22 protein-coding genes and 1 tRNA gene are annotated in these 25,777 nt (G+C 68.7%); 17 read left to right on the top strand and 6 right to left on the bottom strand.

What is annotated here, in order from left to right:
* Window positions 1–110: 110 nt before the first annotated feature.
* From glpX to QFZ27_RS34950, 3 genes are all read left to right on the top strand, one after another.
* Window positions 111–1,082: a class II fructose-bisphosphatase gene (glpX, locus tag QFZ27_RS34960; RefSeq protein ID WP_429232523.1), complete on the top strand. Its 972-nt coding sequence runs from the start codon at window positions 111–113 to the stop codon at window positions 1,080–1,082.
* 66 nt (window positions 1,083–1,148) lie between these two features.
* Window positions 1,149–2,954 (top strand): single-stranded-DNA-specific exonuclease RecJ, encoded by a 1,806-nt coding sequence (recJ, locus tag QFZ27_RS34955; RefSeq protein ID WP_429231233.1) that lies wholly within the window; start codon window positions 1,149–1,151, stop codon window positions 2,952–2,954.
* A 38-nt stretch (window positions 2,955–2,992) separates the two neighbouring features.
* Window positions 2,993–3,068, top strand: a tRNA-Glu gene (locus tag QFZ27_RS34950).
* 394 nt (window positions 3,069–3,462) lie between these two features.
* On the opposite strand, the gene QFZ27_RS34945 is transcribed toward QFZ27_RS34950, so the two are convergent.
* Genes QFZ27_RS34945 through QFZ27_RS34930 form a run of 4 tightly spaced genes read right to left on the bottom strand, consistent with a single transcriptional unit; the run spans window position 3,463 to window position 7,877 of the window.
* The gene (locus tag QFZ27_RS34945) at window positions 3,463–4,305 is read right to left on the bottom strand and encodes an N-acyl homoserine lactonase family protein (protein WP_429231232.1); all 843 of its coding nucleotides are present in this window, start codon (window positions 4,303–4,305) and stop codon (window positions 3,463–3,465) included.
* A gap of 11 nt (window positions 4,306–4,316) precedes the next feature.
* Window positions 4,317–5,312 (bottom strand): ABC transporter permease, encoded by a 996-nt coding sequence (locus tag QFZ27_RS34940; RefSeq protein ID WP_429231230.1) that lies wholly within the window; start codon window positions 5,310–5,312, stop codon window positions 4,317–4,319.
* Entirely contained in the window at window positions 5,309–6,883 is a 1,575-nt protein-coding gene (locus tag QFZ27_RS34935) for a sugar ABC transporter ATP-binding protein (protein WP_429231228.1), read from the bottom strand. The genes QFZ27_RS34940 and QFZ27_RS34935 overlap by 4 nt, the downstream gene beginning before the upstream one ends.
* 49 nt (window positions 6,884–6,932) lie before the next feature.
* Window positions 6,933–7,877 carry a sugar ABC transporter substrate-binding protein gene (locus QFZ27_RS34930; RefSeq protein WP_429231226.1) on the bottom strand — a complete coding sequence of 315 codons (945 nt, stop codon included), beginning with the start codon at window positions 7,875–7,877 and terminating at the stop codon, window positions 6,933–6,935.
* 170 nt (window positions 7,878–8,047) lie between these two features.
* On the opposite strand from QFZ27_RS34930, the gene QFZ27_RS34925 reads away from it, so the two are divergent.
* Together QFZ27_RS34925 and QFZ27_RS34920 are read left to right on the top strand one after the other, a co-directional pair.
* The gene (locus QFZ27_RS34925) at window positions 8,048–9,058 is read left to right on the top strand and encodes a LacI family DNA-binding transcriptional regulator (RefSeq protein WP_429231224.1); all 1,011 of its coding nucleotides are present in this window, start codon (window positions 8,048–8,050) and stop codon (window positions 9,056–9,058) included.
* Window positions 9,059–9,100: 42 nt separating this feature from the next.
* Complete coding sequence (locus tag QFZ27_RS34920) at window positions 9,101–9,424, top strand: SMP-30/gluconolactonase/LRE family protein (protein WP_429231222.1); 324 nt, start codon at window positions 9,101–9,103, stop codon at window positions 9,422–9,424.
* Here QFZ27_RS34920 and gcvA read toward each other — a convergent pair.
* Complete coding sequence (gene gcvA / locus QFZ27_RS34915; RefSeq protein ID WP_429231221.1) at window positions 9,366–10,271, bottom strand: transcriptional regulator GcvA; 906 nt, start codon at window positions 10,269–10,271, stop codon at window positions 9,366–9,368. The two genes, QFZ27_RS34920 and gcvA, sit on opposite strands and share 59 nt — an antisense overlap.
* Before the next feature lie 226 nt (window positions 10,272–10,497).
* Between gcvA and leuC the strand changes: the two genes are divergently transcribed.
* The 9 genes from leuC (at window position 10,498) to QFZ27_RS34870 (ending at window position 20,775) form a co-directional block, all read left to right on the top strand.
* Entirely contained in the window at window positions 10,498–11,946 is a 1,449-nt protein-coding gene (gene leuC, locus QFZ27_RS34910) for a 3-isopropylmalate dehydratase large subunit (protein ID WP_429231219.1), read from the top strand.
* On the top strand, window positions 11,943–12,566 hold the full coding sequence (gene leuD / locus QFZ27_RS34905) for a 3-isopropylmalate dehydratase small subunit (protein WP_429231217.1): 624 nt from the start codon (window positions 11,943–11,945) through the stop codon (window positions 12,564–12,566). The genes leuC and leuD overlap by 4 nt, the downstream gene beginning before the upstream one ends.
* A gap of 10 nt (window positions 12,567–12,576) precedes the next feature.
* On the top strand, window positions 12,577–13,455 hold the full coding sequence (locus tag QFZ27_RS34900; RefSeq protein ID WP_429231216.1) for an isocitrate lyase/PEP mutase family protein: 879 nt from the start codon (window positions 12,577–12,579) through the stop codon (window positions 13,453–13,455).
* Between the two features lie 61 nt (window positions 13,456–13,516).
* The gene (locus QFZ27_RS34895) at window positions 13,517–14,515 is read left to right on the top strand and encodes an ABC transporter substrate-binding protein (protein WP_429231214.1); all 999 of its coding nucleotides are present in this window, start codon (window positions 13,517–13,519) and stop codon (window positions 14,513–14,515) included.
* The gene (locus QFZ27_RS34890) at window positions 14,512–15,339 is read left to right on the top strand and encodes an ABC transporter ATP-binding protein (protein ID WP_429231213.1); all 828 of its coding nucleotides are present in this window, start codon (window positions 14,512–14,514) and stop codon (window positions 15,337–15,339) included. The genes QFZ27_RS34895 and QFZ27_RS34890 overlap by 4 nt, the downstream gene beginning before the upstream one ends.
* Window positions 15,336–16,088, top strand: coding sequence for an ABC transporter permease (locus tag QFZ27_RS34885; protein ID WP_429231211.1), 753 nt, complete (start codon window positions 15,336–15,338; stop codon window positions 16,086–16,088). Before QFZ27_RS34890 ends, QFZ27_RS34885 begins: the two co-directional genes overlap by 4 nt.
* Window positions 16,085–16,834, top strand: a complete 750-nt coding sequence (locus QFZ27_RS34880; RefSeq protein ID WP_429231209.1) for an ABC transporter permease — start codon at window positions 16,085–16,087, stop codon at window positions 16,832–16,834. Before QFZ27_RS34885 ends, QFZ27_RS34880 begins: the two co-directional genes overlap by 4 nt.
* A gap of 183 nt (window positions 16,835–17,017) precedes the next feature.
* Complete coding sequence (locus tag QFZ27_RS34875; RefSeq protein ID WP_429231208.1) at window positions 17,018–18,883, top strand: ABC transporter ATP-binding protein; 1,866 nt, start codon at window positions 17,018–17,020, stop codon at window positions 18,881–18,883.
* A gap of 92 nt (window positions 18,884–18,975) precedes the next feature.
* Complete coding sequence (locus QFZ27_RS34870; protein WP_429231206.1) at window positions 18,976–20,775, top strand: ABC transporter ATP-binding protein; 1,800 nt, start codon at window positions 18,976–18,978, stop codon at window positions 20,773–20,775.
* 88 nt (window positions 20,776–20,863) lie between these two features.
* Here QFZ27_RS34870 and QFZ27_RS34865 read toward each other — a convergent pair whose 3' ends face one another.
* Window positions 20,864–21,565 carry a GntR family transcriptional regulator gene (locus QFZ27_RS34865; protein WP_429231205.1) on the bottom strand — a complete coding sequence of 234 codons (702 nt, stop codon included), beginning with the start codon at window positions 21,563–21,565 and terminating at the stop codon, window positions 20,864–20,866.
* A 152-nt stretch (window positions 21,566–21,717) separates the two neighbouring features.
* On the opposite strand from QFZ27_RS34865, the gene QFZ27_RS34860 reads away from it, so the two are divergent.
* The 3 genes from QFZ27_RS34860 to QFZ27_RS34850 are packed head-to-tail and all read left to right on the top strand — an operon-like array spanning window position 21,718 to window position 25,767.
* On the top strand, window positions 21,718–22,869 hold the full coding sequence (locus QFZ27_RS34860; RefSeq protein WP_429231203.1) for an ABC transporter substrate-binding protein: 1,152 nt from the start codon (window positions 21,718–21,720) through the stop codon (window positions 22,867–22,869).
* Window positions 22,870–22,871: 2 nt separating this feature from the next.
* Window positions 22,872–24,614: an ABC transporter permease gene (locus tag QFZ27_RS34855; RefSeq protein WP_429231201.1), complete on the top strand. Its 1,743-nt coding sequence runs from the start codon at window positions 22,872–22,874 to the stop codon at window positions 24,612–24,614.
* Window positions 24,615–24,642: 28 nt separating this feature from the next.
* Entirely contained in the window at window positions 24,643–25,767 is a 1,125-nt protein-coding gene (locus QFZ27_RS34850) for an ABC transporter ATP-binding protein (RefSeq protein WP_429231199.1), read from the top strand.
* Window positions 25,768–25,777 lie beyond the last annotated feature (10 nt).

Raw genomic sequence — 25,777 nt, 5'->3', positions numbered from 1 at the left:
ACACCCGTCGCACGATGTGTCCGCCGCCGCCCGCAAGGGCCGGATGCGGCGGAGACGAGACCGAGAGGATCGGAGAGACGATGAAACGGCCGGAAACCAAGTCCCAGGTGATGGACCGCAACCTCGCGCTCGAGGTGGTGCGGGTGACGGAAGCCGCAGCCCTCTCCGCGTCGCGGCTGATGGGCCGCGGCGACGAGCGCCAGGCGGACCAGGCGGCGGTCGACGCGATGCGGCAGGCGCTGAACAGCCTGGCGATCGAGGGCGAGGTGGTGATCGGCGAGGGCGAGCGCGACGAGGCGCCGATGCTCTATATCGGGGAGAAGGTCGGCGCCGGCGACGGGCCGGAGATCGATATCGCGCTGGACCCGCTGGAGGGCACCACCATCACCGCCAAGGGCGGCCCGAACGCGCTGGCGGTCATCGCCATGGCCAACAAGGGCGGCTTCCTGAAGGCGCCCGATGTCTACATGGACAAGATCGCGGTCGGCGGCGACCTGCCGAAGGACCTGATCGACATCGATTCCAGCCCGGCGCAGAATCTGAAGGCGCTGGCCCTGGCCAAGCGGGTCTCGGTGTCCGACCTCGTGGTCTGCGTGCTGGACCGGCCGCGGCATCAGGAGTTGATCGCCCGCGTGCGCGAGGCCGGCGCCCGGATCATGCTGATCTCCGACGGCGACGTCTCCGGTGTCATCGCCACGTCCACGCCCGAGGCCGGCGTCGACATGTATCTCGGCACCGGCGGCGCACCCGAGGGCGTGCTGGCGGCCTCGGCGCTGCGCTGCATCGGCGGCCAGATGCAGGGCCGCCTCTTGTTCCGCAACGATGACGAGCGCGAGCGCGCCAAGCGCCAGGGCATCGAGGATTTCAGCCGCGTCTACGGGCTGATGGATCTGGCCGGCGGCGACGTCATGTTCGCGGCCACCGGCGTCACCACCGGCCCAATGCTGCGCGGCGTCCGCCTGATCCCGGGCGGCGCGATCACCCATTCGATCGTGATGCGGTCGAAGAGCGGCACGGTCCGCACCATCGAGGCGCGCCACGATTTCCGCCGCAAGGCCGGGTTCGAGTTCGTCGGCGGCTAAGGCCGGCGGATGGCGGCCGACGGGGGCGGCCGGGGAGGGGCTGGCGATGACCACAAGGCGGGGGCGGTGAGCGCGCCGGCGCTGTTCGGCGTCGAACGCTCCGCCAAGGGCGCGCGCTGGATCGGCCGCGCCGCCGACGACCGGCTGGCGCTGGCCCTGTCCCAGCGCCACGCCCTGCCGGAGATCGTCGCCCGGGTGCTGGCGGCGCGCGGCGTCGGGCTGGACGACGCGCCCGCCTTCCTCAATCCGACGCTGCGGGCGCTGCTGCCCGACCCCTCGGTGCTGCGCGACATGGACCGCGCCGCCGAGCGCATCGCCCGGGCGGTGACCGGCGGCGAGGGCATCGCCGTGTTCGGCGACTATGATGTCGACGGCGCCACCTCGACCGCGCTCATGACCCGCTATCTGCGCGCGGTGGGGGTCGAGCCGCAGATCCACATCCCCGACCGCATCGCCGAGGGCTACGGCCCGAACGCCCAGGCGCTGGAGAAGCTGCGCACCGGCGGCGCCGGGCTGGCGGTGACGGTCGATTGCGGCACCACCGCCTTCGACGCGCTGGAAGGTGCCGCGGCCTCAGGCCTCGACGTCGTGGTGATCGACCACCATACGGCGGAGCCGCGCCTGCCCAAGGTGTCGGCGGTGGTCAACCCGAACCGGCTGGACCAGGATCCGGGGCTGGGGCAGCTCGCCGCCTGCGGCGTCACCTTCCTGGTGCTGGTGGCGCTCAACCGCACGCTGCGCAAGGCGGGCGTGTTCGCATCCTCAAGTGGAGTTGGGCGGGCGGAGCCGGACCTGATGGCGTTGCTCGACCTGGTGGCGCTTGGCACCATCTGCGACGTGGTGCCGCTGACCGGGCTCAACCGGGCGCTGGTGGGGCAGGGGCTGAAGGTGTTGGCGCAGCGCCGCAACACCGGCCTGGCCGCCCTGGCCGATGTGGCGCGGGTGACCGAGACGGTCGATGCCTATCACGTCGGCTACATCCTGGGGCCGCGGATCAATGCCGGCGGCCGCATCGGCCGGGCCGACCTCGGCGCCCGGCTGCTGGCAACCGAGGACAAGGCCGAGGCGGCGCGGATCGCGGCGCTGCTGGACGAGCACAATGTCGACCGCAAGACGGTCGAGGCCGAGGTGATGGCCGCGGCGATCGCCCAGGTCGAGGCCGCGGATTCGGGACCCGTGATCGTGATCGCGGGCGAGGGCTGGCACCCGGGCGTGGTCGGCATCGTCGCCGGCCGGCTGCGCGAGCGCTACGGCCGTCCGTCCTGCGTCGTCGGGGTCGAGGGCGGCATCGGCAAGGCGTCGGGCCGTTCGGTGCCGGGGGTCGATCTCGGCGCCGCGGTGATCGCGGCGCGCCAGGCTGGCCTTCTTTTGTCGGGCGGCGGCCACCGCATGGCGGCGGGCTTCACCGTGCGGCAGGAGCGAGTGGCCGAACTGCGCGCCTATCTGACCGAGCATATCGACGGCCAGGTGGCGGCGCAGCCGGGGGAGCCGATGGTGCCGCTGGTCGAGCTCGACGGCACGCTGGTGGTCGAGGCGGCGACGGTCGAGCTGGCGGAGACGCTGTGCCGTCTTGGCCCCTACGGCGCCGGCAACCCGGAGCCGCGGTTCGCCCTGCCGCGGGTGCGGGTGGTGGCGGCGTCGGTGGTCGGCAGCGGCGGCCATGTCGCCTGCACCTTGGTCGGGCCCGATGGCGGCCGGCTGCGGGCGATCGCCTTCCGCTGCGCCGACCAGCCGGTGGGCCAGGCGCTGCTGCGCCGCGACGCGCTGCTGCATGTTGCCGGCACGCTGCGGCTGGACCGCTGGAACGGCAATGTCCGGGTGCAGCTGTTCATCGACGACGTGGCGCCGCTCTGGGGGGCGGAAAGCGCTTGATTTCCGCGGCCGCTGCGGTTAGGTCTCTGCGCCGCGCCGACCCCTTCGTCTAGAGGCCTAGGACACCGCCCTTTCACGGCGGTAACACGGGTTCGAATCCCGTAGGGGTCGCCACTTCGGTACAAACCAAGTACCTCTGAGCTCGGCCTGGGAAGCGGCAAGCTGTGCAGCAGCGCGCTTCTCGAACCCGTAATGCCATTGAGCGCTCATGGCTCGGTGCCGACGATCCCCGCGACCCGGCCGGCTTCCCGAAGCGGACATCTCCGATGATCCGACCTCGCCCGGAAGCGGACCCCGCACCCGGAGGCCGGATCGCCACTGGTCCCGTCCTCGCGCGTCTGTGCGACTATAGGGGAGGCTGTCCAGCCGCAGCCTCGGGTCGCCTCCGGTTGTGACCGCTTCAGGAACCCGGCTATGACGGCCTGTTTCGGGCATGCCGCCGGGCGGGGCGCCGCCGAGGCCAGCCGGACGGCTCGACCCGAACGCCGGTGCTCTTCCCGATCCCGGTCTATGCCGCCTTCACGATCCGGAATCCTTCGATCTCCCTGACCACGGGCAGGCCGCTCCAGCGGTCGCTGTCGTGCAGGATGATCAGGCGGCTCATGTCGCCGTCGATGGCGGTGTTGATCCGGTCTATCGTCTTCAACTGCTCCCACACGCTGCCGACGCCGTTGGCCAGGGGCACGTAGACGCCGTCATGATTGTGGCCGCAGACATTGCGCGCGGCGTAGACGCAGTCGCCGGAGACGACGAGGCGGCCGCGGACGGTCTCGAGGATCACGAATTGCTGGCCCAGCGTGTGGCCTTCACCCAGGCGCAGATGCAGCCCGGGCAGGATATCGTCGCGGTCGCCGTCGATCAGATGCAGCCGGTGCTCGACCGAGGCGTCGAAGGCCCGCCTCAGATCATCCGGGTTGATGATCTGGGTCAGGAAGCCGAAGCGCGGGGGCAGGGCCATCGCCTCGACCCAGCTCAGGATCTCGCGCTTCTGGATGTAGATCTGCGCGTTCGGGAACTTGCCGATCGAGCCCATATGGTCGAAATGCGCGTGGCTCAGCACGATGTCCGTGACCGCCTCCGGCGCCACCTCCAGCTCGGCCAGCATGCGCAGCGGCGAGATCCAGTCGGGGATGCCGAAGCGCACGCTCATCTCCGCGCCGCTGCCCTCCTTCATGAAGCCGGTGTCGACCAGGACGATCCGGCCGGCCCGCCGGGCCAGCACGAAGGAGAAGGGCAGGTCGACCACGCCCTCGTCATGGGTGCCGTGGACCAGGCTGGCCATCGGCTGGTCCTTCGAACGGGCGAATTCGACGATATGGACGTCCCAGGTCGGGTTCGATGACGATGGCATGCCGAGATCTCCTAGCGTTCCGCAATCGTCCGCCCGAGGCTGGAAAGCCCGACGGCGATGATGAGAATGGCGCCCTGCAACACGTACTGGGAATAAGTTGGGGCGCCGAAGATGTTCAGCCCGTTGAAGCCGAAGGCAATGATCAGGGCACCCACCATCGTGCCCAGAACATGGAATTCGCCATCGCGCAAGGTGGCGGAGCCGAGGAAGACGGCGGCGAAGGCGGTCAGCAGATAGCTGTCGGCGGCGCTGGTGGTGCCGCTGCCCAGGCGCGAAGCGAGCAGGATGCCGGTCAGTGCCGCGCACATGCCGGAGACGACGAAGCCCAGCGTCTTGATGCGGTCGACATTGATGCCGGCCAGGCGCGCCGCCGCCGGGTTGCCGCCGACCGCCTGGATTTCCTGCCCCAGCGCAGTGCGCTCGACGAGGATCCACAGGGCGCCGAGCACCAGCGCCATGATGATGATGTTGTTGGGAATGCCGAACAGCCAGCGGCCAAGCGAGATCTGCAGGAACGCCTCCGGCACGCCCGAGACGATCGGGACTCCGGCGGAATAGGCGAAGGACAGGCCGGTCAGGATGGTGCCGACGCCCAGGGTGGCGATCACCGAATTGACCTTGATCTTGGTCACGATCACGCCGTTGACCAGGCCGATCAGTGCGCCGAGCGCCAGCACGATCAGGATGGCGACCGGGATCGGCAGGCCGTTGCCGACGATCAGCCCGGTGACCAGCACGCCGTGCAGGCTGGCGGCGAAGCCGATCGACAGGTCCAGCTCGCCCACCACCACCGCCAGGGTCAGCCCGCCGGCGATGATCATCGCCAGGGACGCCTGGTTCAGCACATTGGTGAAGTTGTTGACCGTCGGGAAGGCGCGGGGGGAGAGGACCGAGAACGCCAGGATCATCAGCACCAGCCCGAGGATGGTGGCATAGCGGGCGAACAGGCCCAGGGCCAGCTTCGACTGCGGCGACAGACGGCGGCTCGCGGCGGCGGTCTGCGTCATCGGACACTCCTTTCGGCCATGGCCCCGGCCGCGGCATTGCCGGCGGCGTAGCTGGCCTCGACAATGGAATTGCGCGTGATCGCGCGCCCCGTCAGCTCCCGTACGATCCGGCCTTCGGCCATGACCAGGACGCGGTCGCACAGATCGGGCAACTCGTCCGGTTCGGACGAGATGACCAGGATGGACATGCCGCGGGCGGCGAGGCCGCGCAGCAGGCGATGGATCTCGCCGCGGGACCCGATGTCGACGCCGCGCGTCGGCTCGTCCAGGATCAGGACCTTGGGCCCGCGCAGCAGCCAGCGGCCGATCACCACCTTCTGCTGGTTGCCGCCGCTCAGCCGCCCGACCGGCGTGTCGATGCCGCGGGTCTTGATGGCAAGATCGCGGACGATCTTCAGCGACGACGCCTCCCGCCGCCGATGGCTGATCAGGGGCAGCGCGGGAGCGCGGATGATCTGCCGCAGATTGGCGATCTGCAGGTTGAAGGCGACGCTCTTGGTCAGGACCAGCCCCTCGGCCCGACGCTCCTCCGGCACCAGCCCCAGCCCGGCCGCGACCGCCTGGCCGGGGCTGCGCGGGGCGAAGGGCGCGCCGTCCAGCACCATGGTCCCGGCCTCGGCCCGGTCCGCGCCGTAGATCAGCCGCGCCAGCTCGGTGCGGCCGGCGCCGACCAGCCCGCCGATGCCAAGCACCTCGCCGCGGCGCAGCTCGAAGCTGACGTCCTGGACCCGGGGTTGGCGGGCCAGGCCCGACACCCGCAGCACGACGTCACCGCCGGCCCGCGCGCCGCGGGCCGTGTCCGCCGGCCTGGTCTCGCCGCCGACGATGGCATCGACCAGCGCGGCCCGGCTCAACGCATCCTTGTGGATCTCGGCCACCGACCGGCCGTCGCGGAACACGGTGACGCGGTGGCACAGCCGCAGGATCTCGTCCAGCCGATGCGACACGTAGAGGATGGCGACGCCGGAGGCGGTCAGATCCCCGATGATGCCGAACAGCCTCTCGCTCTCGCTCGCCGACAGCGATGCCGTCGGCTCGTCCATCACGATCAGCCGCGCCTTGCGCACCAGCGCCCGGCAGATGCTGATCAGCCAGTTCTCGGCGATCGACAGCCGCTTCGCATCGGCGTGCAGCGACGCGGTGATGCCGACCCGACGGGCGATCGGCGCCACGTCCCGTTCGATCGCCGCCCAGTCGACCATGCCCAGGCGACGCTTCTTCGGGACGCCGAGCATGATGTTCTCCAGCACCGTCATGCCGGGAACGAAGGCCAGTTCCTGATGGATGAAGCCCAAGCCCAGGGCGGTCGCGTCCTGCGGCGAGGCGATGGCCACGGCCGCGCCGTCGATCCGCACCTCGCCGGCATCCGGGTGGGTCAGGCCGGCGAGCACCCGGATCAGCGTCGACTTGCCGGCGCCGTTGGCCCCGACGAGGCCATGGACCCGCCCGGCGTCGAGGGAGAGCGAAACCCCCTTCAGCGCCTGGACGCCACCATAGGATTTCGCCACGTCCCGGGCGACCAGGAAGGGCGCCGGGCCCGCCGGGGCCCGGGGATGGTCAGGGGTGTTCATGCGGAGCCCGGCATCAGGCGCCGCCCGACCGTCTTTCGCCGCCGGCCGCTCACTTGCCCAGCGCCTCGGGATGGTCCTTCACGAACTGCTCGACCGTGTCCTTGGTGACCAGGACGGCGGGCACTTCGACCGCCTTCGGGGTCCAGCTCGCGCCGGCGGCTTTGATGTCGACCAGCAGCTTCACCATCTGGTAGCCCTCGGTGTAGCTGTCTTCCCATGCCGTCGCGTCCATATGGCCGCTGCGGATGTTCTCGATGGCCTGGGCGTTGCCGTTGACGCCGTACACCTTGACGTCGTCGCGACCCTGCTGCCGCAGCGATCCGATGGCGCCGATCGCCGGGTCGTCCCAGCAGCCCCAGATCGCCAGGGGCTCGTCGCCCTGCGGGTGGGAGGCCAGCCAGGCATTGGCGTATTCCGCGCCGTCCTGGAAATATCCGGGGATCCGTACTTCGTTCTTGGTGACGGTGATGCCGGGGCTCTTGGCAACGATCTCGTCGAACAGCGACTCCCGGTTCCGGCAGACCTCGCCGGTCCGGTAGGTGAGGGCCAGGACACTGCCCTTGCCGCCGAGATCGGCGACCAGCTTGTCGATGACGGGTTGGGCCAGCGGGGCGCCGGATCCGTTGGTGGCGGCCACGCTGCTGCCCAGCCCGCCGCCCCAGGTCACGACCGGTATGCCCGCATCCTTGGCCGCGGCCAGGCCGGCGCCGATTGAGGAATAGGGGAACACCATGTCGACAACCGCGCCGGCGCCGCGCTGCACGAAGTTCTGGATCGCGGCATTGGCCTGGTCGGCGTTGCCGGCGGCGTCGATCACCGACACCTCCCAGCCCAGCTCCTTCGCCGCCGCGGTCGCACCGGCGATGTAGCGGACGTTGTTGGCCTCGGTCGCGGCGATTGAAACGACGCCGAGCAGCGGCTTGTCCTGTGCCACGACAGCGCCGGCCGGCAGCACCAGGATTGCGGCGAGGATGCCGAGCAGCGGGGTTTTCATGATCTTCCTCCCATCGCGGCGCGTCGCGCAAGAGCCAGCGAACGCCATCTAACCGTTTCGCTAAACTCCGCAATCTTGTTCGCTCATGCAAGCCTAAAATTCGATATATGCCTGCTGGACAGGGAGTTCACTATCGGCGAAAGTTGGCGAAACGATTAGTTGAGCGTTCGGTGGCAACCATCAAAGATGTCGCACGGCTGGCGGAGGTCTCGACCGCCACGGTCTCCGCCGTGGTCAACGAGACCGCCTATGTCAGCCCGTCGCTGCGGACCCGCGTGCTGGCCGCCATCAGCGAATTGAAGTATGCGCCGTCGGCGGTGGCCCGCAATCTGAAGCGAGGGCGCAGCCAGTTGATCGCGCTGGTCGTGGCGGATCTGGCGAACCCCTTCTTTGCCCGCATCGTCTGCGCGGCCGAAGCGGCGGTCGCCGCCTGGGGCTATTCGCTCGTCGTGTTCAACAGCGATGAAAAGCCGGATGCGGAGCGCCGGGCCCTGTCCCGGATCAGGATGCTGTCCTGCGACGGAGTCGTCCTGGTTCCGGTCGGGCTGCCGTCGCACTATCTTCGGCGGGATTTCGAGGGCAATTCGATGCCCATGGTCCTGTTCGGCCGCACCGTCGACGACGACCGGTCCGACACCGTGACGCTCGACAACGTCTCGGCGGCGAAGCAGGTCACGAACTACCTGCTCGACCTCGGCCACCGCCGGATCGGCACGATCACGGGGCCCCTGCACCTGACCACCGGCCGTGGCCGGCTCGACGGCATGGTGCAGGCGATGGCGGCCCGTGGCATTGCCCCACAGCCCGAGCATGTCCGCAGCGGCGAGTTCCGGGAGGATGTGGCCTATTCCGTCGCGCGCGAATTGCTTTTGCTGCCCGACCGGCCATCCGCGCTCTATGTTGCCAACGGTGTCATGGCCCTCGGTGCGATGCGGGCCATGGTCGATCTCGGCCTGCGCTGCCCGGACGACATCTCGATTGCATCGACCGACACCATCCCCGGGATCGGCGGCCTGCGGCCGCGGCTGACCCGGACGGAGCATCCGGTCGGCGACATGACCAACGAAGCGCTGCGGCTGCTGGTCGACCGGATCGACCGGGGCCTGGGGCTGCCGCCGCGCAACGTTGTGTTCCAGCCCGCGCTGGTCCTGGGCGACAGTTGCGGCCCGATCAACCAGTAGACGTTAATCGGGCATAGGTTGAGGTCAGCAGGTAAGGCCGCTATGGGTCGGGCGAGTGAAGGCAACGCCGGGTGCAACATCTGCGTCGCCACGCTGATCACCGGCTGCATCACCGTGATCGCCCCGGACGGCACCGTGCTGAACCAGGTCATGCTGCCGGAGGACCCGATCGTCACCAACATCTGTTTCGGCGGGCCGGACCGGAGGACCGCCTACATCACCCTGTCCGGCGCCGGGCAGCTGGTGGCGATGGACTGGCCCGAGCCGGGCTGCCGCTGGCGTCCTCTCGATAGGAAGGGCCGGGCGATCAACCGGACTCCTCCATCGCGCCGGCTTCCTGCAGGATCCACTGCTCGAACGCCTTGATCAGTGGGGCGCTGCGCTGTGGCGGGGGATAGACGAGGTAGTAGCCGCTGCCGGTCTTGGCCCGCAGCCCCAGCGGCTCGACCAGCCGGCCGGTGCGCAGATCCTCCTCGACGAAGGCGCGCTGCGCCATGACGATGCCGAGCTCGTCGACCGCCGCCTGGTAGGCCAGCGCCGAGTTCTCGAACTTCAGCCCGCTGTTGCCGTCGACCGCCGTCACCCCCGCCGCATCCAGCCAGGTCGGCCAGTCGTCGGGCCGGTGGAGGGAGCACAGCAGGACGTGGCGCGACAGGTCGGCGGGGTCGGCCGGCGTCCCGGTCCGCTGCAGCAGGCCGGGGCTGCACACCGGCAGCAGGGTCTCGCCGAACAGCCGGCGGCAGGCCAGGCCGGTCAGCGGCGCCGGGCCGGAATGGATGCAGATGTCGATGTCCTCGCGATCGAAATCGACCGTCTGGTGCGATGTCGTGATCTGCACGTCGATGTGCCGGTTCAGCGCATGGAACCGTGCCAGGCGGGGCACGAACCAGCGGATGGCGAAGGTCGGCGGCAGCTTGATTCGCAGGGTGTTGCCGGCCGGACGATGGTGCCGCAGGCGGTGCACCTGGGTCTCGATCTGGTCGAAGGCGGTGCCCAGCACAGCGGCCAGGGCCGCGCCCTCCGGCGTGATCTCGATGCCGCGCCGGATGCGCGCGCATAGCCGCAGCCCCAGCCACTCCTCCAGCTGCGAGACATGGCGGCTGACCGCGCCCTGGGTGACCGACAGCTCCTGCGCCGCGCGGGTCAGGCTGCCGTTCCGGGCAGCGGATTCGAAGGCGCGTAGGGCGTTCAGCGGCGGCAGGCGGCGGTTCATTTGCTCTGAGTTTTCCTGAGATAAATATGAGCAAATTGACTCTATTCGTCGCGGAGAGCGGGCGCTAGCCTGCATCATACGCATGGCACTGCCTGTCGATTTCTGCAGGGCACGAGCCATGAGGGACCGCGCCGGGACGGCCTGCCGATGCAGGCGCCGGCAGGGAGGACCATGATGCCAGCCTCGCGCCAGCCCTTCTGCCCGCCCTGGCGGGACCTCCCCGGCCATGACCGGTGAGCCGCGCGGCGCGGCGCCGCTGCCCCCCTTCAAGCCATCAACCGTCTTCGAGAAAATCTGGGCCTCTCATCTCATCCGGCGGCTGGACGACGGCCGCGACCTGATCTTCGTCGACCGGCATGTGCTGCAGGAGACGACGAGCGCGCCGGCCTTCGAAGGGCTGCGCCGGGCCGGCCGCGCGGTACGGCATCCCGAGCTGACGGTCGCGACCCAGGATCACATCGTCTCGACCGCGCCGGGTCGCACCGAGGACAGCAACCCGACCGGGCGCGAGCTGCTGGGGCTGATGCGCCGCAACTCCGGTGAGAACCAGATCCGGCACTTCGGCGTGGACGACCCGCGCCAGGGCATCGTCCATGTGATTGGGCCGGAGCTCGGCCTGGCGCTGCCCGGCTGCGTCCTGGCCTGCGGCGACAGCCACACCTCCACGGTCGGCGGCCTCGGGGCCATCGGCATCGGCGTCGGCACCAGTGAGGTCGAGCATGTTCTGGCGACGCAGACCCTGGCCATGGCGCGGCCGCGGCGGATGCGGGTCCGGTTCGAGGGCAGGGCAGGGGACGGCGTCACCGCCAAGGACCTGATCCTGCGGGTGATGGGCGAGCACGGCATCGCCGCCGGCCGCGGCTGCGCCGTCGAATATGCCGGGTCCGCGATCGAGGCGCTGTCGGTCGAGGCACGGCTGACCCTCTGCAACATGTCGATCGAGCTCGGCGCCCGGTTCGGCCTGGTGGCGCCGGACGAGAAGATCATCGACTACGTCCGCGGCCGTGAATTCGCGCCGCGCGGCGAGGCGTTCGATCAGGCGGCCGCCGTCTGGCGGGCGCTGCGCACCGATGACGGTGCCGAATTCGACCGCGAGGTCGCCATCGACTGCAGCCGCGTGGCGCCACAGGTCACCTGGGGGACCTCGCCGCAGGATGTCTCGGGCGTTGACGAGCGGGTGCCCGATCCCGCCGGCTTCGCCGACGCCAAGCGGCGCGACCTTGCCGCCGCGGCATTGCGCTACATGGGGCTGGAACCGGGCACGCCGCTGGACAGCATCCCGATCGACGTCGCCTTCATCGGCTCCTGCACCAATTCGCGGCTGTCAGACCTCGAAGCCGCCGCGGCGGTGGCGCGGGGGCGGCGGGTGGCGCCCGGCGTGCGGGCGCTGGTCGTACCCGGGTCGATGGCGGTGAAGGCCGAGGCGGAGGCGCGGGGGCTGGACCGGGTGTTCCGCGACGCCGGTTTCGAGTGGCGCGATGCCGGCTGCTCGATGTGCGTCAGCATCAACGAGGATGTGGTACCGCCCGGCGCCCGCTGCATTGCCACTTCCAACCGCAATTTCGAGAACCGCCAGGGACCGCGCAGCCGCACCCATCTGGCCAGCCCCGCCATGGCCGCCGCCGCCGCGCTCAGCGGCCGCATTGCCGACGTCCGAAAGATGCGCCCAGCATGAGACAGCCTTTCACTGCCGTCGAAGGCGTCATGGCGACGATGCTGTCGGCCAACATCAACACCGATGCGATCATCCCCTCCGCCTGGCTGCGCACGGCCACCGCCGACTATGGCCGCGGCCTGTTCGGCGGCGACCGCTACGACGCGGACGGGCGGGAACGGCCGGATTTCGTGCTGAACCGCCCGCCCTTCCGGTCGGCGCGGATCCTGCTGGCCGACGAGAATTTCGGCTGCGGCTCGTCGCGGGAGGCCGCGGTCTGGGCGCTGCTGCAGTTCGGCATCCGCTGCGTGCTGGCCCCCAGCTTCGCCGACATCTTCTACGAGAACGCCTTCCGCAGCGGCCTGCTGGCCGGGCTGGTCGAACCGGCGACGCTGGCGGCGCTGGCGCAGTCCGCTGGCCGCCATGCCGACCGTCCGGTTTTCCGCGTCGACCTGCCGTCGCGCCGGATCACCGCGCCCGATGGCACCGGCTACGATATTCGCGTGCCGGCGTCGCTGGCCGATCCGCTGATCCGTGGCGATGACGCGATCGACACCACCCTGCGCCATGCCGACGAGATCGAAGCCTATTACATCGCCGCCGGCGCCGAGCGCGCCTGGCTCTACCCCGCCGCCGAATAGGGATGAGACCGTGACGAGACCGTCCTTCCGCCATGCGCTCGAGCGCGAGACGCCGCTGGTCACGCCGCTGGCGCATGACGCCCTGTCGGCCCGGCTGATCGAGGATGCCGGCTTCAACGCCTTCACGGTCGGCGGCTCGGCCCTGCTGGCCGCGCGACACGCCTACCCCGACATCGGCCTGATCGGCCTGACCGACATGGTGGACGGGCTGCGCGACATCGCCGCCGCCTCCTGCCTGCCGTTCCTGGCCGATGCCGATGACGGCTATGGCGACGTCAAGAGCGTGGCCCGCACCGTCGCCGCCTATGAGGCCATCGGCGTCAGCGGCTTCCTGCTCGAGGACCAGGATCGCGACCGCAAGCAGCAGCGGGCCGAGAAGGCCGCGGCGGTGGCGGACGAGGCGGTGATCGAGGCCAAGCTGCGCACGGCGCTGGCGGTCCGCCGCAACCCCGAGACCTTCGTCATCGGCCGCACCGACGCCTACGGCCCGCTCGGCCTCGACGCCGCTATGCGCCGGGCGGAGCGGTTCCTGGCGCTGGGCGTGGACGGCGTCTTCATCGCCGGCCTGCGCACCGAGGCCGACTACCGCCGGGTCGGCGCGGCATTCAAGGGCGCCTTTCTGTCCGCCGCGATGTTCGAAGGCGGCGACACGCCCTGGCTGTCGCCGGCGGATCTGGGCGCCATGGGCTTCACCCAGGTGTCGTATCCGTCCAGCCTGCTGCTGCGCGCTGTCGGTGCCCTGCAGGACGGGCTGTCGGCCTTGCGCCGCCATGCCGACGGGGTCGAGGCGCTGACGCCCATCGCCCAGGCGGCACCGGCACGGGCCGCACTGGACCGGGCCGTGAAGCTGTCCGGCTGGCGGGCGATCGAGACGGCTGCGGAGGCATAACCGCGGGATCATCGCCGGTGGCGGACCATCCCGCCGCCGGCAGACAACAAGGGAGGATCAGATGGGAAGAGCGTTCTCGAACCTGGCACGGATCGCCGCGGCCTGCGTCCTGGCCGGAACGGTCGCCACCGGAGCCGCCCGGGCCGACGACATCGTGGTCAGCAACTATGGCGTCTCGGCCAACGGCATGCCCTTCGCGGTGGCCATGGCCAAGGGCTTCTTCAAGGAGGAGGGGGCGGACGTCACCGGCATCCTGTCCTCGGCCGGCGGCGGCACCACGCTGCGCAACATGCTGGCCGGCAGCGCGCCCTATGCCGAGGTCAACCCCAACGCGGTGATCGCGGCGATCCAGCAGGGCGCCGACGTCAAGATCATCAGCGACAACGTGCTGACCGTCGCCGAGTTCGTCTGGGCGGTGAAGCCCGACTCCCCGATCAAGACCATCGCCGACCTGAAGGGCAAGAAGGTCGGCTACACCAACCCTCGCTCCACCAGCCAGGCACTCGCCACCCTGGTGCTGCAGTCCGCCGGGCTGAAGACCGAGGATGTCGAACTGGTGAAGACCGGCGGATTCGGCGAGGGCATCGCCGCGCTGGACACGGGCCTGGTCGACGCCGCGCCGGTGCCCGAGCCGCTGTGGTCGAAATACAAGGATCAGTACCGGTCGATCGCGCGGGCGACCGAGATCCTGCCGCCGATCGCCAATGTGGTCGGCGTCGCCTCGATGTCGCAGGCGGACAGCAAGGGCGACTTCATCCGCGGCGTCATCCGCGCCCGGATCAAAGCCGTGCAGTTCATGAAGGATCATCCGGACGAGGCCGGCGACATCGTCGCCAAGGCCTACAACCTGGAGCCGGAGGTGGCGCGGAACGCCGTGCGCGCCCTGATCTCCAGCAAGACCGACGGGCTCGACTACTGGGGCTCGGGTCAGATCCATCTCGGCGGGCTGGAGAAGGCCATCGAGGTGCAGAAGATGGTCGGCGCGATCTCCGGCGACGTCGACGCCAAGAGCCTCGTCGACACCCGGTTCCTGCCGGACGATCTGAAGGCACTGCAATGAACATGATGACCAACCTGGCCCAGGTCTCGCTGCGGGGTGTCGACAAGGTCTTCCCCCCGCCGGGCAAGGCGGCGGAGCCGATCCACGCCCTGGGGCCGATCGACCTGGAGCTGCGGCGCGGCGAGTTCTTCTCCGTCGTCGGGCCGTCCGGCTGCGGCAAGTCTACCCTGCTGGAGCTGATCGCCGGGCTGTCGACGGCGTCGCGCGGCGAGGTCGCCTTCGAGGGACGGCCGATCGCCGGGCAGATCCCGGACGGCGTCGGCGTGGTGTTCCAGGAGGATGCGTCCTTCCCCTGGCTGTCGGTGGCCGACAACATCGCCTTCGGCCTCAGGCGGATGAAGCTAGGCAAGGGCGAGCGCGAGGCCCGGATCGAGCGCGCGCTGGCCATGATGGGCCTGGGGCCCTTCGCCCGCAGCTACCCGTCCCAGCTGTCGGGCGGCATGCGCCAGCGCGTCTGCATCGCCCGCACCCTGGTGACGGAGCCGCGGCTGATCCTGCTGGACGAGCCCTTCGCGGCGTTGGACCAGCAGACGCGCCTGCTGATGGGCGACGAGGTGCTGAATCTCTGGCGCAAGACCGGCGCCACTATCTTCCTGATCACCCATGCGCTGGACGAGGCGACCATGCTGTCCGACCGCATCGGCATCATGTCGGCCCGGCCCGGGCGGCTGATCGACATCGTCGAGACCGGCTGGCCGCAGGACCGCGACAGCCGCATCGTGCAGGAGGAGCGGTTCGGCGCGATCACCGCCCGGCTATGGGGCGCGCTGCGCGAAGAATCGATCAAGGCCATCGGCAGGCCGGGCGGCGGGGGCCAATCGTGAAGCCCGCGGCGCTCTGGCGGGTCGGCCTCGTCGTCGGCCTCGTCGTGCTGCTGGAGGTGCTCTGCCTCGCCGGCGTGATCGATAAGCTGACCATGCAGCCGCCCCATGTCATGGCCATGGACATCTGGCGGATGCTGGCCTCGGGCTCGCTCAACGCGGCGATCGCCAAGACGCTGGGCAACGCGGCCATCGCCTTCCTCCTGGCCATGGTCATCGGGATCGCCGCCGCGATCGGGATCCATCGCTTCAGGGCGGTGCGCGAGGCGCTGGATCCGCTGTTCGCGACGTATTACGCGATCCCGATCTTCGCCTTCTATCCGCTGCTGATCATCCTGTTCGGCCTCGGCGACGCGCCGGAGATCTTCATCGGCACGGCGCTCGGCGTCGTCGGCGTGATCGTCAACACGCTGAACGGGCTGGATCGCGTGCCGCGCGTGCTGATGAAGACAGCCCGGATCGCCCGCTTCGGCACGCTGGCGACGGCCTGGCGCATCACCTTGCCCTATGCCTCGCCCTACATCCTGTCGGGCGCCAAGCTGGCCGTGGCCTATTCGCTGATCGGCATCATCGGGGCGGAGTTCATCATGTCGTCGAGCGGCATGGGCTACGAGATCAGCTTCGCCTACAACAATTTCGACAATGCGACCATGTACCCGCTGATCGTCCTGGTCCTGGTGGTGGCGGGTTCTTTCAACGCCGCCCTGGGCCGGTGGGAGAAGGCGCTGATGGCACGGCGGGGGCTGGTATGACCGCATCGTCCTTCCGCTCGCTGCGCAATGGCGCGGTGCTGATCCTGGTCCTGCTTGCGATCTGGCAGTGGCTGTACTGGATGGTCGGCGACGTTGCCCTGCGCTCGCCGCTGCAGACCGTGATGTTCACGGCGAAGCTGCTGGGCTCCGACAGCTTCTGGCTGCATCTGGCGGAGACGGCGACGGCCTTCGGCGTGGCGCTCGCGCTTTCGGTGGTGCTGGGGCTGGCGATCGGCTTCATCCTCGGCATCAACCGCTTCGCCAATGATGTGTTCGAGCCGATGCTCGTCACCGCCTATTCCGTCCCGAAGATCACGCTGTACCCGATCCTGCTGCTGATGTTCGGCCTGGGAATCTCGGCCAAGATCGCCTTCGGCACCATCCATGGCGTGATCCCGATCGCACTGTTCACCGTCAGCGCCGTGCGCAACATCCGCCCGGTGCTGGTGAAGACTGGGCGGGTGATGGGGCTGCGGCCGTTCGAAATGGTCACCCGCGTGCTGCTGCCGGCGGCGATGCCGGAGATCTTCTCCGGGCTCAGGATCGGCTTCTCGCTGACCCTGATCGGCACACTGCTGGGCGAGATGTTTGCCTCGCAGCGAGGCCTGGGCTTCCTGCTGATGAACGCGATCGGCCTGCACAACATCGACGTGATCATGGCCCTGACCTTCCTGCTGACGCTTTTCGCCGGGACCGCGAGCGTCCTGCTGCTCCATGTGAACCGGCGACTGCAGAGCCCTGCCTGATCAGTTCCGGCGCTCTGCGCCACCTGCTCGGGGCTGAATTGGCCGAACGTGACAAGTCCTCGTGCGGAGGTTCCGGCCCCTTGAACTCGCCGCCAAAAAGGTGCGTTATGGCGCGAAGAACGGAACTGCCCGACCGAGCCTCGGCTCCTTACCGGCAGTGTGTTGGAAGCACTGGATCGCCCCGTGAGCACCGATACGATCGCGAGCGCGCCTAGGCGCGATAACTCGCGTGCCCATATTGCATCGGCCCAATGGGGCCGCGGAGTCAGCACACTCCTTCGCATCACCCGCATGACGTTGCGCCATCCTTGGCAGGTCGGCATCGCCATCGGGTCGACGTTCATTGCCGCGACGCTGCAACTGTTCATCCCCCGTCTCCTCGGCCAGGCGGTCGACCAGGCGCGCGGTGTTCTCGCGGCCGCAGGTGGATCGACGACTCAGGCTGAAACGGCCCTGATGACGACCGCACTGGTGCTGCTCGCCATCAGTGTCTTTCGCGGCCTCTTCACGATGCTGCAGAACTATTTCGGGGAATCGGTCGGGCACCATATCGGCTACGAGTTGCGGCTCGCCTGCTACGAGAAGTTGCAGCGCCTGAGCTTCAGCTTCCACGACCGTGTGCATACCGGTGACCTGATCACCCTCGGCATGCTGGATCTCGAAGGCGTGCGCATGTTCTTCAGCACCGGGGTCGTGCGGCTGGTGCTGCTGACGGTCTTGATCGGCGTCGGCGCCTATCTGCTCCTGAGCACGGATCTGGTTCTCGGCCTGCTGAGCCTGAGCTTCGTGCCGTTCGTCGCCTGGCGCTCCTCGGTGACTCAACTCCGCATGCGCGCGACCTGGCTTACCCTGCAGGATCGGATGTCCGTCCTGAGCCGGGTCATGGAGGAAAACCTCGGCGGCATCCGCGTCGTGCGTGCATTCGCGGCCCAGAAGCACGAGCTCGAGAAGTTCGACCGGGCCTCGCAAAGCGCCCTCGGAATCGGGCACGAGCGCGTGGATCTTCGCGTGGTCAACACCTCCGCCATGAACTTCTCCTTCTTTCTCGCGATGGGGCTGGTGCTCTGGGTCGGCGGCAACAGGGTCATCGATGGCGCGATCAGCGTCGGAACGCTGGCGACGTTCCTGACCTTCACGACCATCCTGCAGATGCCGGTACGCCAGTTGGGTCTTCTGGTGAATTCCTTCGCCCGCGCCTCGACCTGCGGGACCCGTCTCTTCGAGCTGCTCGATCTCGATCTCGCCATCAAGGACGAGCCGGGAGCCAAGGACCTCGTGGTGACCGACGGCGTCCTGCGGTTCGAAGACGTCGATTTCCACTATCCGGGGGCCGGGGAGCGGAAGGTCCTGTCCGGCGTCAGCTTCGAGGCGCGGCGTGGCGAGACCATCGGCATCGTCGGATCCCCGGGGGCAGGCAAGTCGAGCCTGGTGCACCTCATCCCGCGCTTCTACGACGTCACTGGCGGCAGGATCACGATCGACGGGCAGGACATCAGCAAAGTCACGCTCAACTCCCTGCGGCAGGCGGTCAGCATCGTGCAGCAGGATTCCTTCCTGTTCACCACCTCGATCGAGAACAACATCGTCTATGGCAATCCGTGGGCGAAAGACGACCAGATCGCGCGTGCCAGCGAATCCGCCCAGCTGCACAACTACATCCTCGGGCTGCCGATGGGCTACGGCACCGTCGTCGGCGAGCGCGGCGTCTCCCTCTCCGGTGGGCAGCGCCAGCGCCTGTCGATCGCGCGCACCCTCATGCTGAAGCCCGCCATCATGGTGTTCGACGATTCCACCGCCGCGATCGATGCCGGCACCGAGCAGCGGATCCGCAGTGCCATGCGGCGCTTCGCCAAGGACCGCGTGACGCTGGTCATCGCCCATCGGTTGAGCTCGCTGATGCACGCCGACCAGATCCTGTTCATCGAGGATGGCCGCATCGTCGAGCGCGGCACCCATGAGGAGCTGATCGCGAAAGGCGGCCGATACAGAGCGCTCTACGACCTCCAGGTGCGTCCTGGCGACGACACCTCGCAGCAGGCGGTGCCCTGATGTCCGATAAACCCGAAGACAGGGACGAGGCCGGGGATTCGCGCGGCCGTCCACCGCGGGCCGTCGTCGGATCTCATCGTCCGGAGGAGGAAGTGTTCGGTGCGGCCTTCGACGGGCGCATCGTCCGCCGCATCTGGCAATTCGTGTATCCGTATCGCCGAAAGATGGTTGTCGCGGTCGCCGCGGTGCTGCTCTTCACCCTGAGCCAGGTCGCCATCCCGCTGATCATCCGCTTCGCGATCGACCATGGCATGGCGACCGGCAGCCGCGGCGCCCTGACGGGGGCCGCGATCGCCTTCGCCGCCGCGATCCTGGTCAATTACGGCGCGAGCTGGGTGCAGGAGACGGTCGTCGGCAAGGCGGCGGAGGACGTCCTGTTCGACATGCGCCGCGCCATGTTCGCGCATCTGCAGCGCGTGTCCCTCTCTTTCATGGACAAGACGGAGGTCGGCCGGCTGATGTCGCGGCTGCAGGGCGACGTCAACTCCATGCAGGAATTCATGGAGACGTCGGTTCTTTCCGTCGGCGACATCGCGCTCCTGGCCGGCATCATCACCGTGATGCTCCTCCTGGACGTCCGGCTGGCCCTTCTCACCCTGTCGGTGATGCCGGTGTTGTTCGTCGTGCGCCTGTGGTGGCTGCCGCGGGCCCGCGACGCCTTCATGGCCGCGCACGAAACGAATTCGGTGGCCAACGGCGCGCTCGCCGAGGGCATCCACGGCGTGCGCGCGGTCCAGAGCATGGGCCGTCAGCAGCTCAACCTGCGTCTCTATGACGACAAGGCCCACGGCAATCTGCGCACCCATCTCCGCGCCGCGAAATATGCGCAGGTGATGGTGCCGATCGTGGACACGCTGACCGGCGTCGCCATGGCGGTGGTGATCGTCGTCGGCGGCTCGATGGTCCTGGGCAGCACCCTGGACATCGGCATCATGGTCGCCTTCCTGTTCTATATTCAGCGCTTCTTCGACCCGATCCGTTCGCTGACCCTGCAGTACAGCGTCATGCAGCGGGCCATGGCCTCGGGCCACCGCATCGCCGAGGTGCTCGACATTCCCGTGGAGATCGAGGACCGGCCGGGCGCGATCGACCTGTCGCCCGCCACGGACGGGTCGGTCGAGTTCAGGGATGTGACCTTCGGCTATCGATCCGGCCAACCGGTGCTCAAGAATGTGAGCTTCCGCGTCAATCCGGGCGAGACCGTCGCCCTCGTCGGCCCCACGGGCTCGGGAAAGTCGAGCGCGATGGCGCTCGTGCATCGTTTCTACGATGTCTGGGACGGCCAGGTGATGGTCGGCGGTCATGATGTGCGGGACCTGACGCAGGAGTCGCTCGGGCAGCAGGTGGCCATGGTTCTGCAGGAGCCGTTCCTGTTCTCGGGATCCGTCTTCGAGAACATCCGCTATCACAAGGTGGATGCAACCCTGGACGCGGTGATCCGCGCCGCGAAGGCGGTGGGCGCCCACGAATTCATCGCGCGTCTGCCGGACGGCTACGAGACGGTTCTGGACCAGCGGGGCGGCAATCTCTCGATCGGGCAGCGCCAGCTCATCAGTTTCGCCCGGGCCCTGGTGGCCGATGCCAGGATCCTGGTCCTGGACGAGGCGACGGCGAATATCGACAGCTACACCGAGATGCTGATCCAGAAAGCGCTGGTCACCTTGCTGAAGGGGCGCACGGGCCTCGTCATCGCCCATCGCCTGGCCACGATCCGCCACGCCGATCGCATCATTGTGCTGCAGAACGGCGAGACGATCGAAGCGGGCATGCATGACGAGCTGATGGATGCCAAAGGACTTTACGCCCGGCTCTACAACATGAACTACGCGTCGTTTGACGACATCCCGGACGGGGTCGTCATGAACCAGGCGCCGGTGGGCATGGCGACCTGAATCTCGGGCCCGCCACCGGAGCCGCGAGCATCCTCTTGCTCCATCTCGACCGGGCTCCAGGGGCCGGCCTGACCGCGGGCTCCCAGTCTCATGGTCTCGGCGAGAACGCGCCCTTATCCGCGATCCGGGCCAGCAGGCGGTCCCGGGCCGCGGTGACATGGTCGAAGACGGCATCGCCCGCCGCGGTTGGATCCCGGGCCTCGAAGGCCCGGATCATCTTTTCGTGCTCGGTGATGACCGCGTCGTACATGTCCGGGCTGTAGCCGCCCAGGCTGTCCGCCACCGTCCGCACCACCCGGGTGCGCCCCTCCAGGATCTGCTCGGCCTCGGGGTTCCGGGCGATCTCGTAGATCCGCTTGTGGAAGATGATGTTCTCCCGCGACGCCACCATCGGCTTGCCGGACCGGATCAGGACGCTCAGATCCTCATGCAGCCGGCGCAGCGTGGCGATGTCGATGTCGGTCGCCCGCTCGACCGCGCGGTGGGCCAGCATCGACTCGATGCCGACCCGGATGTCGTAGATGTTCCGGATATAGCCTTCGGTGATGGCTTCGATCCTGAACCCGCGATGGGCCAGCGAGATCAGGATCCCTTCGCCTTCCAACTGGCGCAGCGCCTCGCGGATCGGCATGTGGCTGACGGCGTAGCGCGACGTCAGGGCCTCGATCGTCAGATGCGTCCCCGGGACGAATTTCCCCGACACCAGGTCCCCGATGATGGCGCGCTTGACCCTCAGATAGGTCGGCTCGTTCAGCGGGGCTTCGGGGGTGGGGCTCACCCATGGGTCCACGGTCTTCTCCTGCCGTCCATCTCATAGGCCAGAGTATCGGCGATGCGGCGTTGACGCGCAAATATATTTGCGCAAATGTATTATCCGACAAAGCGGACGCCCATAGGCGCCGTCGCCAAGCAGTCTGGCCAAAGAAAACCTGGGAGGACGTCATGGCTCATTCCGACGATCGCTCGCGCTTCGGTTCGCAACATGCTTGGTCGCGCCGCAGGGTGCTGCAGGGAGGCGCGCTGGCCGGGCTGGGCGCGCTCGGCCTGTCCGTCACGGGGAGATCGGGCCTCGCCCTTGCGGCGTCGCCGGAGCCGGATGCGGGGCTGGTCGCCGCGGCCAAGGCCGAAGGCACCCTGACCTATTATCACACCACCGCGATCGACCCGACCGCGGTGTGGACCAAGGTCTTCACCGACAAATACGGGATCACGACGCAGAACGTCCGCGGTCCCAGCTACCCCCTGTTCGAGCGCTGGCTGACGGAGGAGCGCGTCGGGCAGAACATCGCCGATCTCGTCCAGATCACCGACACCGTGCTGATCGAATCCGCCCATGCCGAGGGGCTGATCGCGGACTACACACCGGCCTCGGCGGCGGGCATCCGGCCGGAGATGAAGAAGGACGGCGTCTGGTACACGGTCTTCGTCAACGCCATGGGGATCGCCTGGAACTCCGGCAAGGTCACGCCGGAGGAGGACAAGCTGATCCGCGAGGGTGGTTGGAACGTCCTGACCGACCCACGCTGGGCGGGCCGGATCGCCACCGGCACCCCGGCCTCCGGCGGCAGCAGCTACTCCTACGTCTACATGTTCCTGGGCGGGAAGCGCGACCAATTCGGGCCGGACTTCGTGGCGAAGATGGCGGCGCTGAAGCCGCAGATCTATGAGAGCAAGTCGCCGATGTACGACCGCCTCGCCGCGGGCGAGCACGCCATCGTCGACCAGGCGTCGCAGAGCGACATGGGCGGCTTCTACCTCAAGGGGGCGCCGATCCGCTGGATGTTCCCGGATCCGACCCCGGCGAATCTGACGGTCCAGACGATCTCGGCCAAGGCCCCGCATCCAAACGCCGCCCGGCTGTTCCAGGAATGGGCGATGAGCGCCGAGGGCCAGGCGGCCTGGTTCAAGGTCGCGGGCGTCGCCTCGGCCCGGGAGGACACCGTCGATCCCCGCAAGGCGGCGAAGGCCGACTGGTACAAGGAGGACTGGTACGCCGATCCCAAGGAGCTCTACATCGACTATCTGAGTGACCCGGGCTACGTCGACCCGGCGAAGCCGATCATCGCCGAGTGGAACCAGATCTTCGGCCGTTGAGGATGGTCCTCTCCGCGCCCGCGCTGAAGGTAGGGGAGCCCGCGGCCAGCGGTTACGCCGCGCTGCGCCGGCGTCGGCGCGGGCTGGCCCTGCCGCTGGCCCTGGGTCTTCTCCTCGCCGTGCTGGTGCTGGTCCCGATCGTGCTGATGTTCGTCGGCGCGGTGCGGACCGGCACCTTCGTCGACCCGCGGGCCCAGTTCTCGCTGCGCAGCCTCACGGCGGTCTACACGACGTTGCCCTATCTGAAGATCCTGGCGGTCACGGTCGGGGCTTCGCTGCTGGTGTCGCTGGTGGCCTGCGTCATCGGCATCGGCCTGGCCTGGCTGCTGGCCCGGACCGACCTGCCGGCCCGGGGGCTGATGGAGAACGCGGTGATCGCGCCTCTCTACCTGTCGCCCTTCGTCGGGGCGCTGGCCTGGCTGATCCTCGCCTCGCCGAATGCCGGCCTGCTGAACGTCCTGGCGCGCGATCTGCTCGGTGTCCAGGGCACCATGATCAACGTCATGACCGCGGGCGGGGTGATCCTGGTCATGGCGCTGTACAATGTGCCCTACGCGTACATGACGGTGTCGGCCGCGCTGAAGGGCATGGACCCGTCGATGGAGGAGGCGTCCTACCTGAACGGCGCGGGCACGCTGGCGACTGCGCTTAAGATCACCTTTCCGGTGGTCCGCCCGTCGATCGTCTCGGCCTTCTTCTTCGTCTTCGTGCTGACCTGCGGCACCTTCTCGATCCCGGCGGCGCTCGGCGGCACGCAGGCGCTGCCCTTCCTGGCGGTCGACATCTACCGGGCGGTCGCGACCTTCCCGCTCGACTACGCCCGGGCGGCGGCGATCGGCACGCTCTTGTTCTGGATCTCGCTGATCGGCGTGTTCTTCTACCGCTTCGCCTCCCGGGTCGCGACGCGCTTCGTCACCGTGACCGCCCGCGGCTACCGCACCCGCCTGGTCAAGCTGCGCGGCTGGCGGTGGCCGGCGATCCTCCTGATTCTCGTCTACGTCACCCTCGCGATCATCCTGCCCTATCTCGCGCTGCTCTACGTCGCCTTCACCAGCTTCACCTCCTCCTCGATCCTGGACGCGACCTTCACCCTGGACAATTTCCGGTCGGTGGTCGGGTCGGTGGCGGTGCAGCAGTCGATCGGCAACACGCTCCTGGTCGGGGTGCTGTCGCCGACGCTGTGCGTGCTGCTGGGGATTGTCATCGCCTATGCGGTGCGGCGCCTGCGCGTGCGCGGCGGCGGCGTCCTCGACTATGTCGCCATGTTCCCGATCGCCGTCCCCGGCATCGTCTTCGGCACCGGCATCTTCTGGACCTATCTGATGACGCCGGCCTACGGGACGATCTGGATCCTGGTGATCGCCTTCGTCGCGTCCTACATCCCCTTCGCCTACCGCATGGTCGACACCTCGATCATCCAGATCGACAAGTCGCTGGAGGAGGCGTCGGCGGTCTGCGGCGCATCGCACTGGCGGACGGCGTGGCAGGTGACGTTCCGGCTGATCCGCCCCGGCGTGCTCTCGGCCTGGATCCTGGTCTTCATCTTCTCGATCCGTGAGATCAGCGCCGCGATCCTGCTGGCGTCGCCGAGCAACAAGGTCCTGTCGGTGATGTCCTGGGACTATCTCGAATTCGGCAACGTCCAGAACGCCGCGATCATCGGCCTGCTGCAGACGGCCATCCTGATCGCCGGGATCGTCGTGGGGCGCTACGTCCTGCGCGTCCGGCTGTCCCAGGCCGTGTGAGTGTCGACCGCAACCCCGAGGGACCACCATGGCCAAGCTCAGCGTCGAAGGCCTCGTCGTCGCCTATGGCAGCGTCACCGCCGTCCGCAACGTCAGCTTCGACGTCGAGGATGGCGAGTTCGTCTCGCTGCTGGGGCCGAGCGGATGCGGCAAGACCACGACGCTGCGCTGCATCGCCGGGCTCGAAGGCTCCTCGGCCGGCACCATCCGGATCGGCGGCGAGGTGGTGGCGGCGGATGGCCGCGACGTGCCGCCGGAGAAGCGCGGCATCAACATGGTGTTCCAGTCCTATGCGGTCTGGCCGCACATGACGGTGTTCGAGAACGTCGCCTACGGCCTGCGGACACGGCGCGAGCCCGCGGCGACGATCACGGCCAAGGTCGGCGAGGCGCTGAAGGTCGTCGGGCTCGACGGCTTCGCCGCACGCTACGGCACCGAGCTCAGCGGCGGGCAACAGCAGCGCGTGGCGCTGGCGCGCGCCGTCGTCACCTCGCCGCGGCTGCTGCTGTTCGACGAGCCGCTCAGCAACCTCGATGCCGGCCTCAGGGACCGCATGCGCTTCGAGCTGGTCGAGCTGCAGCGGCGGCTCGGGCAGACCTCGCTCTACGTCACGCATGACCAGTCGGAGGCGATGCTGATGAGCGACCGGATCATCCTGATGAAGGACGGCGAGATGATCCAGTCCGGCACCCCGCGGGACCTCTACGAGCGGCCGGCCAGCCGCTTCGCCGCCGAGTTCATCGGCAACGCCAACATCCTGGACGGCAGCATCGTCCGCTCGGCGGGCGACGGCCGCGCGCTCGTGGCCCTGAGCGGCGGCCCGACCATCGAGGGGCAGTTCCCGCGGCCCGATTCCGTCCGGCCGTCCGGGCCGGTCCTGGCCTGCATCCGGGCCGAGAGCGTCCTGCGGGTGCGGGACGCGGAGGAGGGGGCCAACGGCTTCGACGCCGAGGTGGTGTCGGTCAGCTTCCTCGGGCCGGTCGTCACCTGCCTGCTGCGCATCGGCGGGCTCGCGCTTCGGGCCGAGCTGCCGGCCCGCAACTCGCCTGCCGCCGGCGAGACCATCCGCGTCCGGATCGATCCGGACGCCGTCATCCTGATTCCGAACGGCCAGGCGCCGTCCGCCCATTCTTCCTGCCCAACCTCTTCCTGAAAGACAGAGA

The sequence above is a fragment of the Inquilinus ginsengisoli genome, from assembly GCF_050434925.1.
GTDB classification, from domain to species: domain Bacteria; phylum Pseudomonadota; class Alphaproteobacteria; order DSM-16000; family Inquilinaceae; genus Inquilinus; species Inquilinus ginsengisoli_B.
This window is presented reverse-complemented; position numbering and strand designations above follow the sequence as displayed.

Excerpts from the sequence above, each read along its gene's own strand:
- glpX (WP_429232523.1), top strand. The coding sequence starts at position 111 with ATGGACCGCAACCTCGCGCTCGAGGTGGTGCGGGTGACGGAAGCCGCA.
- QFZ27_RS34945 (WP_429231232.1), bottom strand. The coding sequence starts at position 4,305 with ATGCCATCGTCATCGAACCCGACCTGGGACGTCCATATCGTCGAATTC.
- QFZ27_RS34940 (WP_429231230.1), bottom strand. The coding sequence starts at position 5,312 with ATGACGCAGACCGCCGCCGCGAGCCGCCGTCTGTCGCCGCAGTCGAAG.
- QFZ27_RS34935 (WP_429231228.1), bottom strand. The coding sequence starts at position 6,883 with ATGAACACCCCTGACCATCCCCGGGCCCCGGCGGGCCCGGCGCCCTTC.
- QFZ27_RS34930 (WP_429231226.1), bottom strand. The coding sequence starts at position 7,877 with ATGAAAACCCCGCTGCTCGGCATCCTCGCCGCAATCCTGGTGCTGCCG.
- QFZ27_RS34920 (WP_429231222.1), top strand. The coding sequence starts at position 9,101 with ATGGGTCGGGCGAGTGAAGGCAACGCCGGGTGCAACATCTGCGTCGCC.
- gcvA (WP_429231221.1), bottom strand. The coding sequence starts at position 10,271 with ATGAACCGCCGCCTGCCGCCGCTGAACGCCCTACGCGCCTTCGAATCC.
- leuC (WP_429231219.1), top strand. The coding sequence starts at position 10,498 with ATGACCGGTGAGCCGCGCGGCGCGGCGCCGCTGCCCCCCTTCAAGCCA.
- leuD (WP_429231217.1), top strand. The coding sequence starts at position 11,943 with ATGAGACAGCCTTTCACTGCCGTCGAAGGCGTCATGGCGACGATGCTG.
- QFZ27_RS34895 (WP_429231214.1), top strand. The coding sequence starts at position 13,517 with ATGGGAAGAGCGTTCTCGAACCTGGCACGGATCGCCGCGGCCTGCGTC.
- QFZ27_RS34890 (WP_429231213.1), top strand. The coding sequence starts at position 14,512 with ATGAACATGATGACCAACCTGGCCCAGGTCTCGCTGCGGGGTGTCGAC.
- QFZ27_RS34880 (WP_429231209.1), top strand. The coding sequence starts at position 16,085 with ATGACCGCATCGTCCTTCCGCTCGCTGCGCAATGGCGCGGTGCTGATC.
- QFZ27_RS34860 (WP_429231203.1), top strand. The coding sequence starts at position 21,718 with ATGGCTCATTCCGACGATCGCTCGCGCTTCGGTTCGCAACATGCTTGG.
- QFZ27_RS34855 (WP_429231201.1), top strand. The coding sequence starts at position 22,872 with ATGGTCCTCTCCGCGCCCGCGCTGAAGGTAGGGGAGCCCGCGGCCAGC.
- QFZ27_RS34850 (WP_429231199.1), top strand. The coding sequence starts at position 24,643 with ATGGCCAAGCTCAGCGTCGAAGGCCTCGTCGTCGCCTATGGCAGCGTC.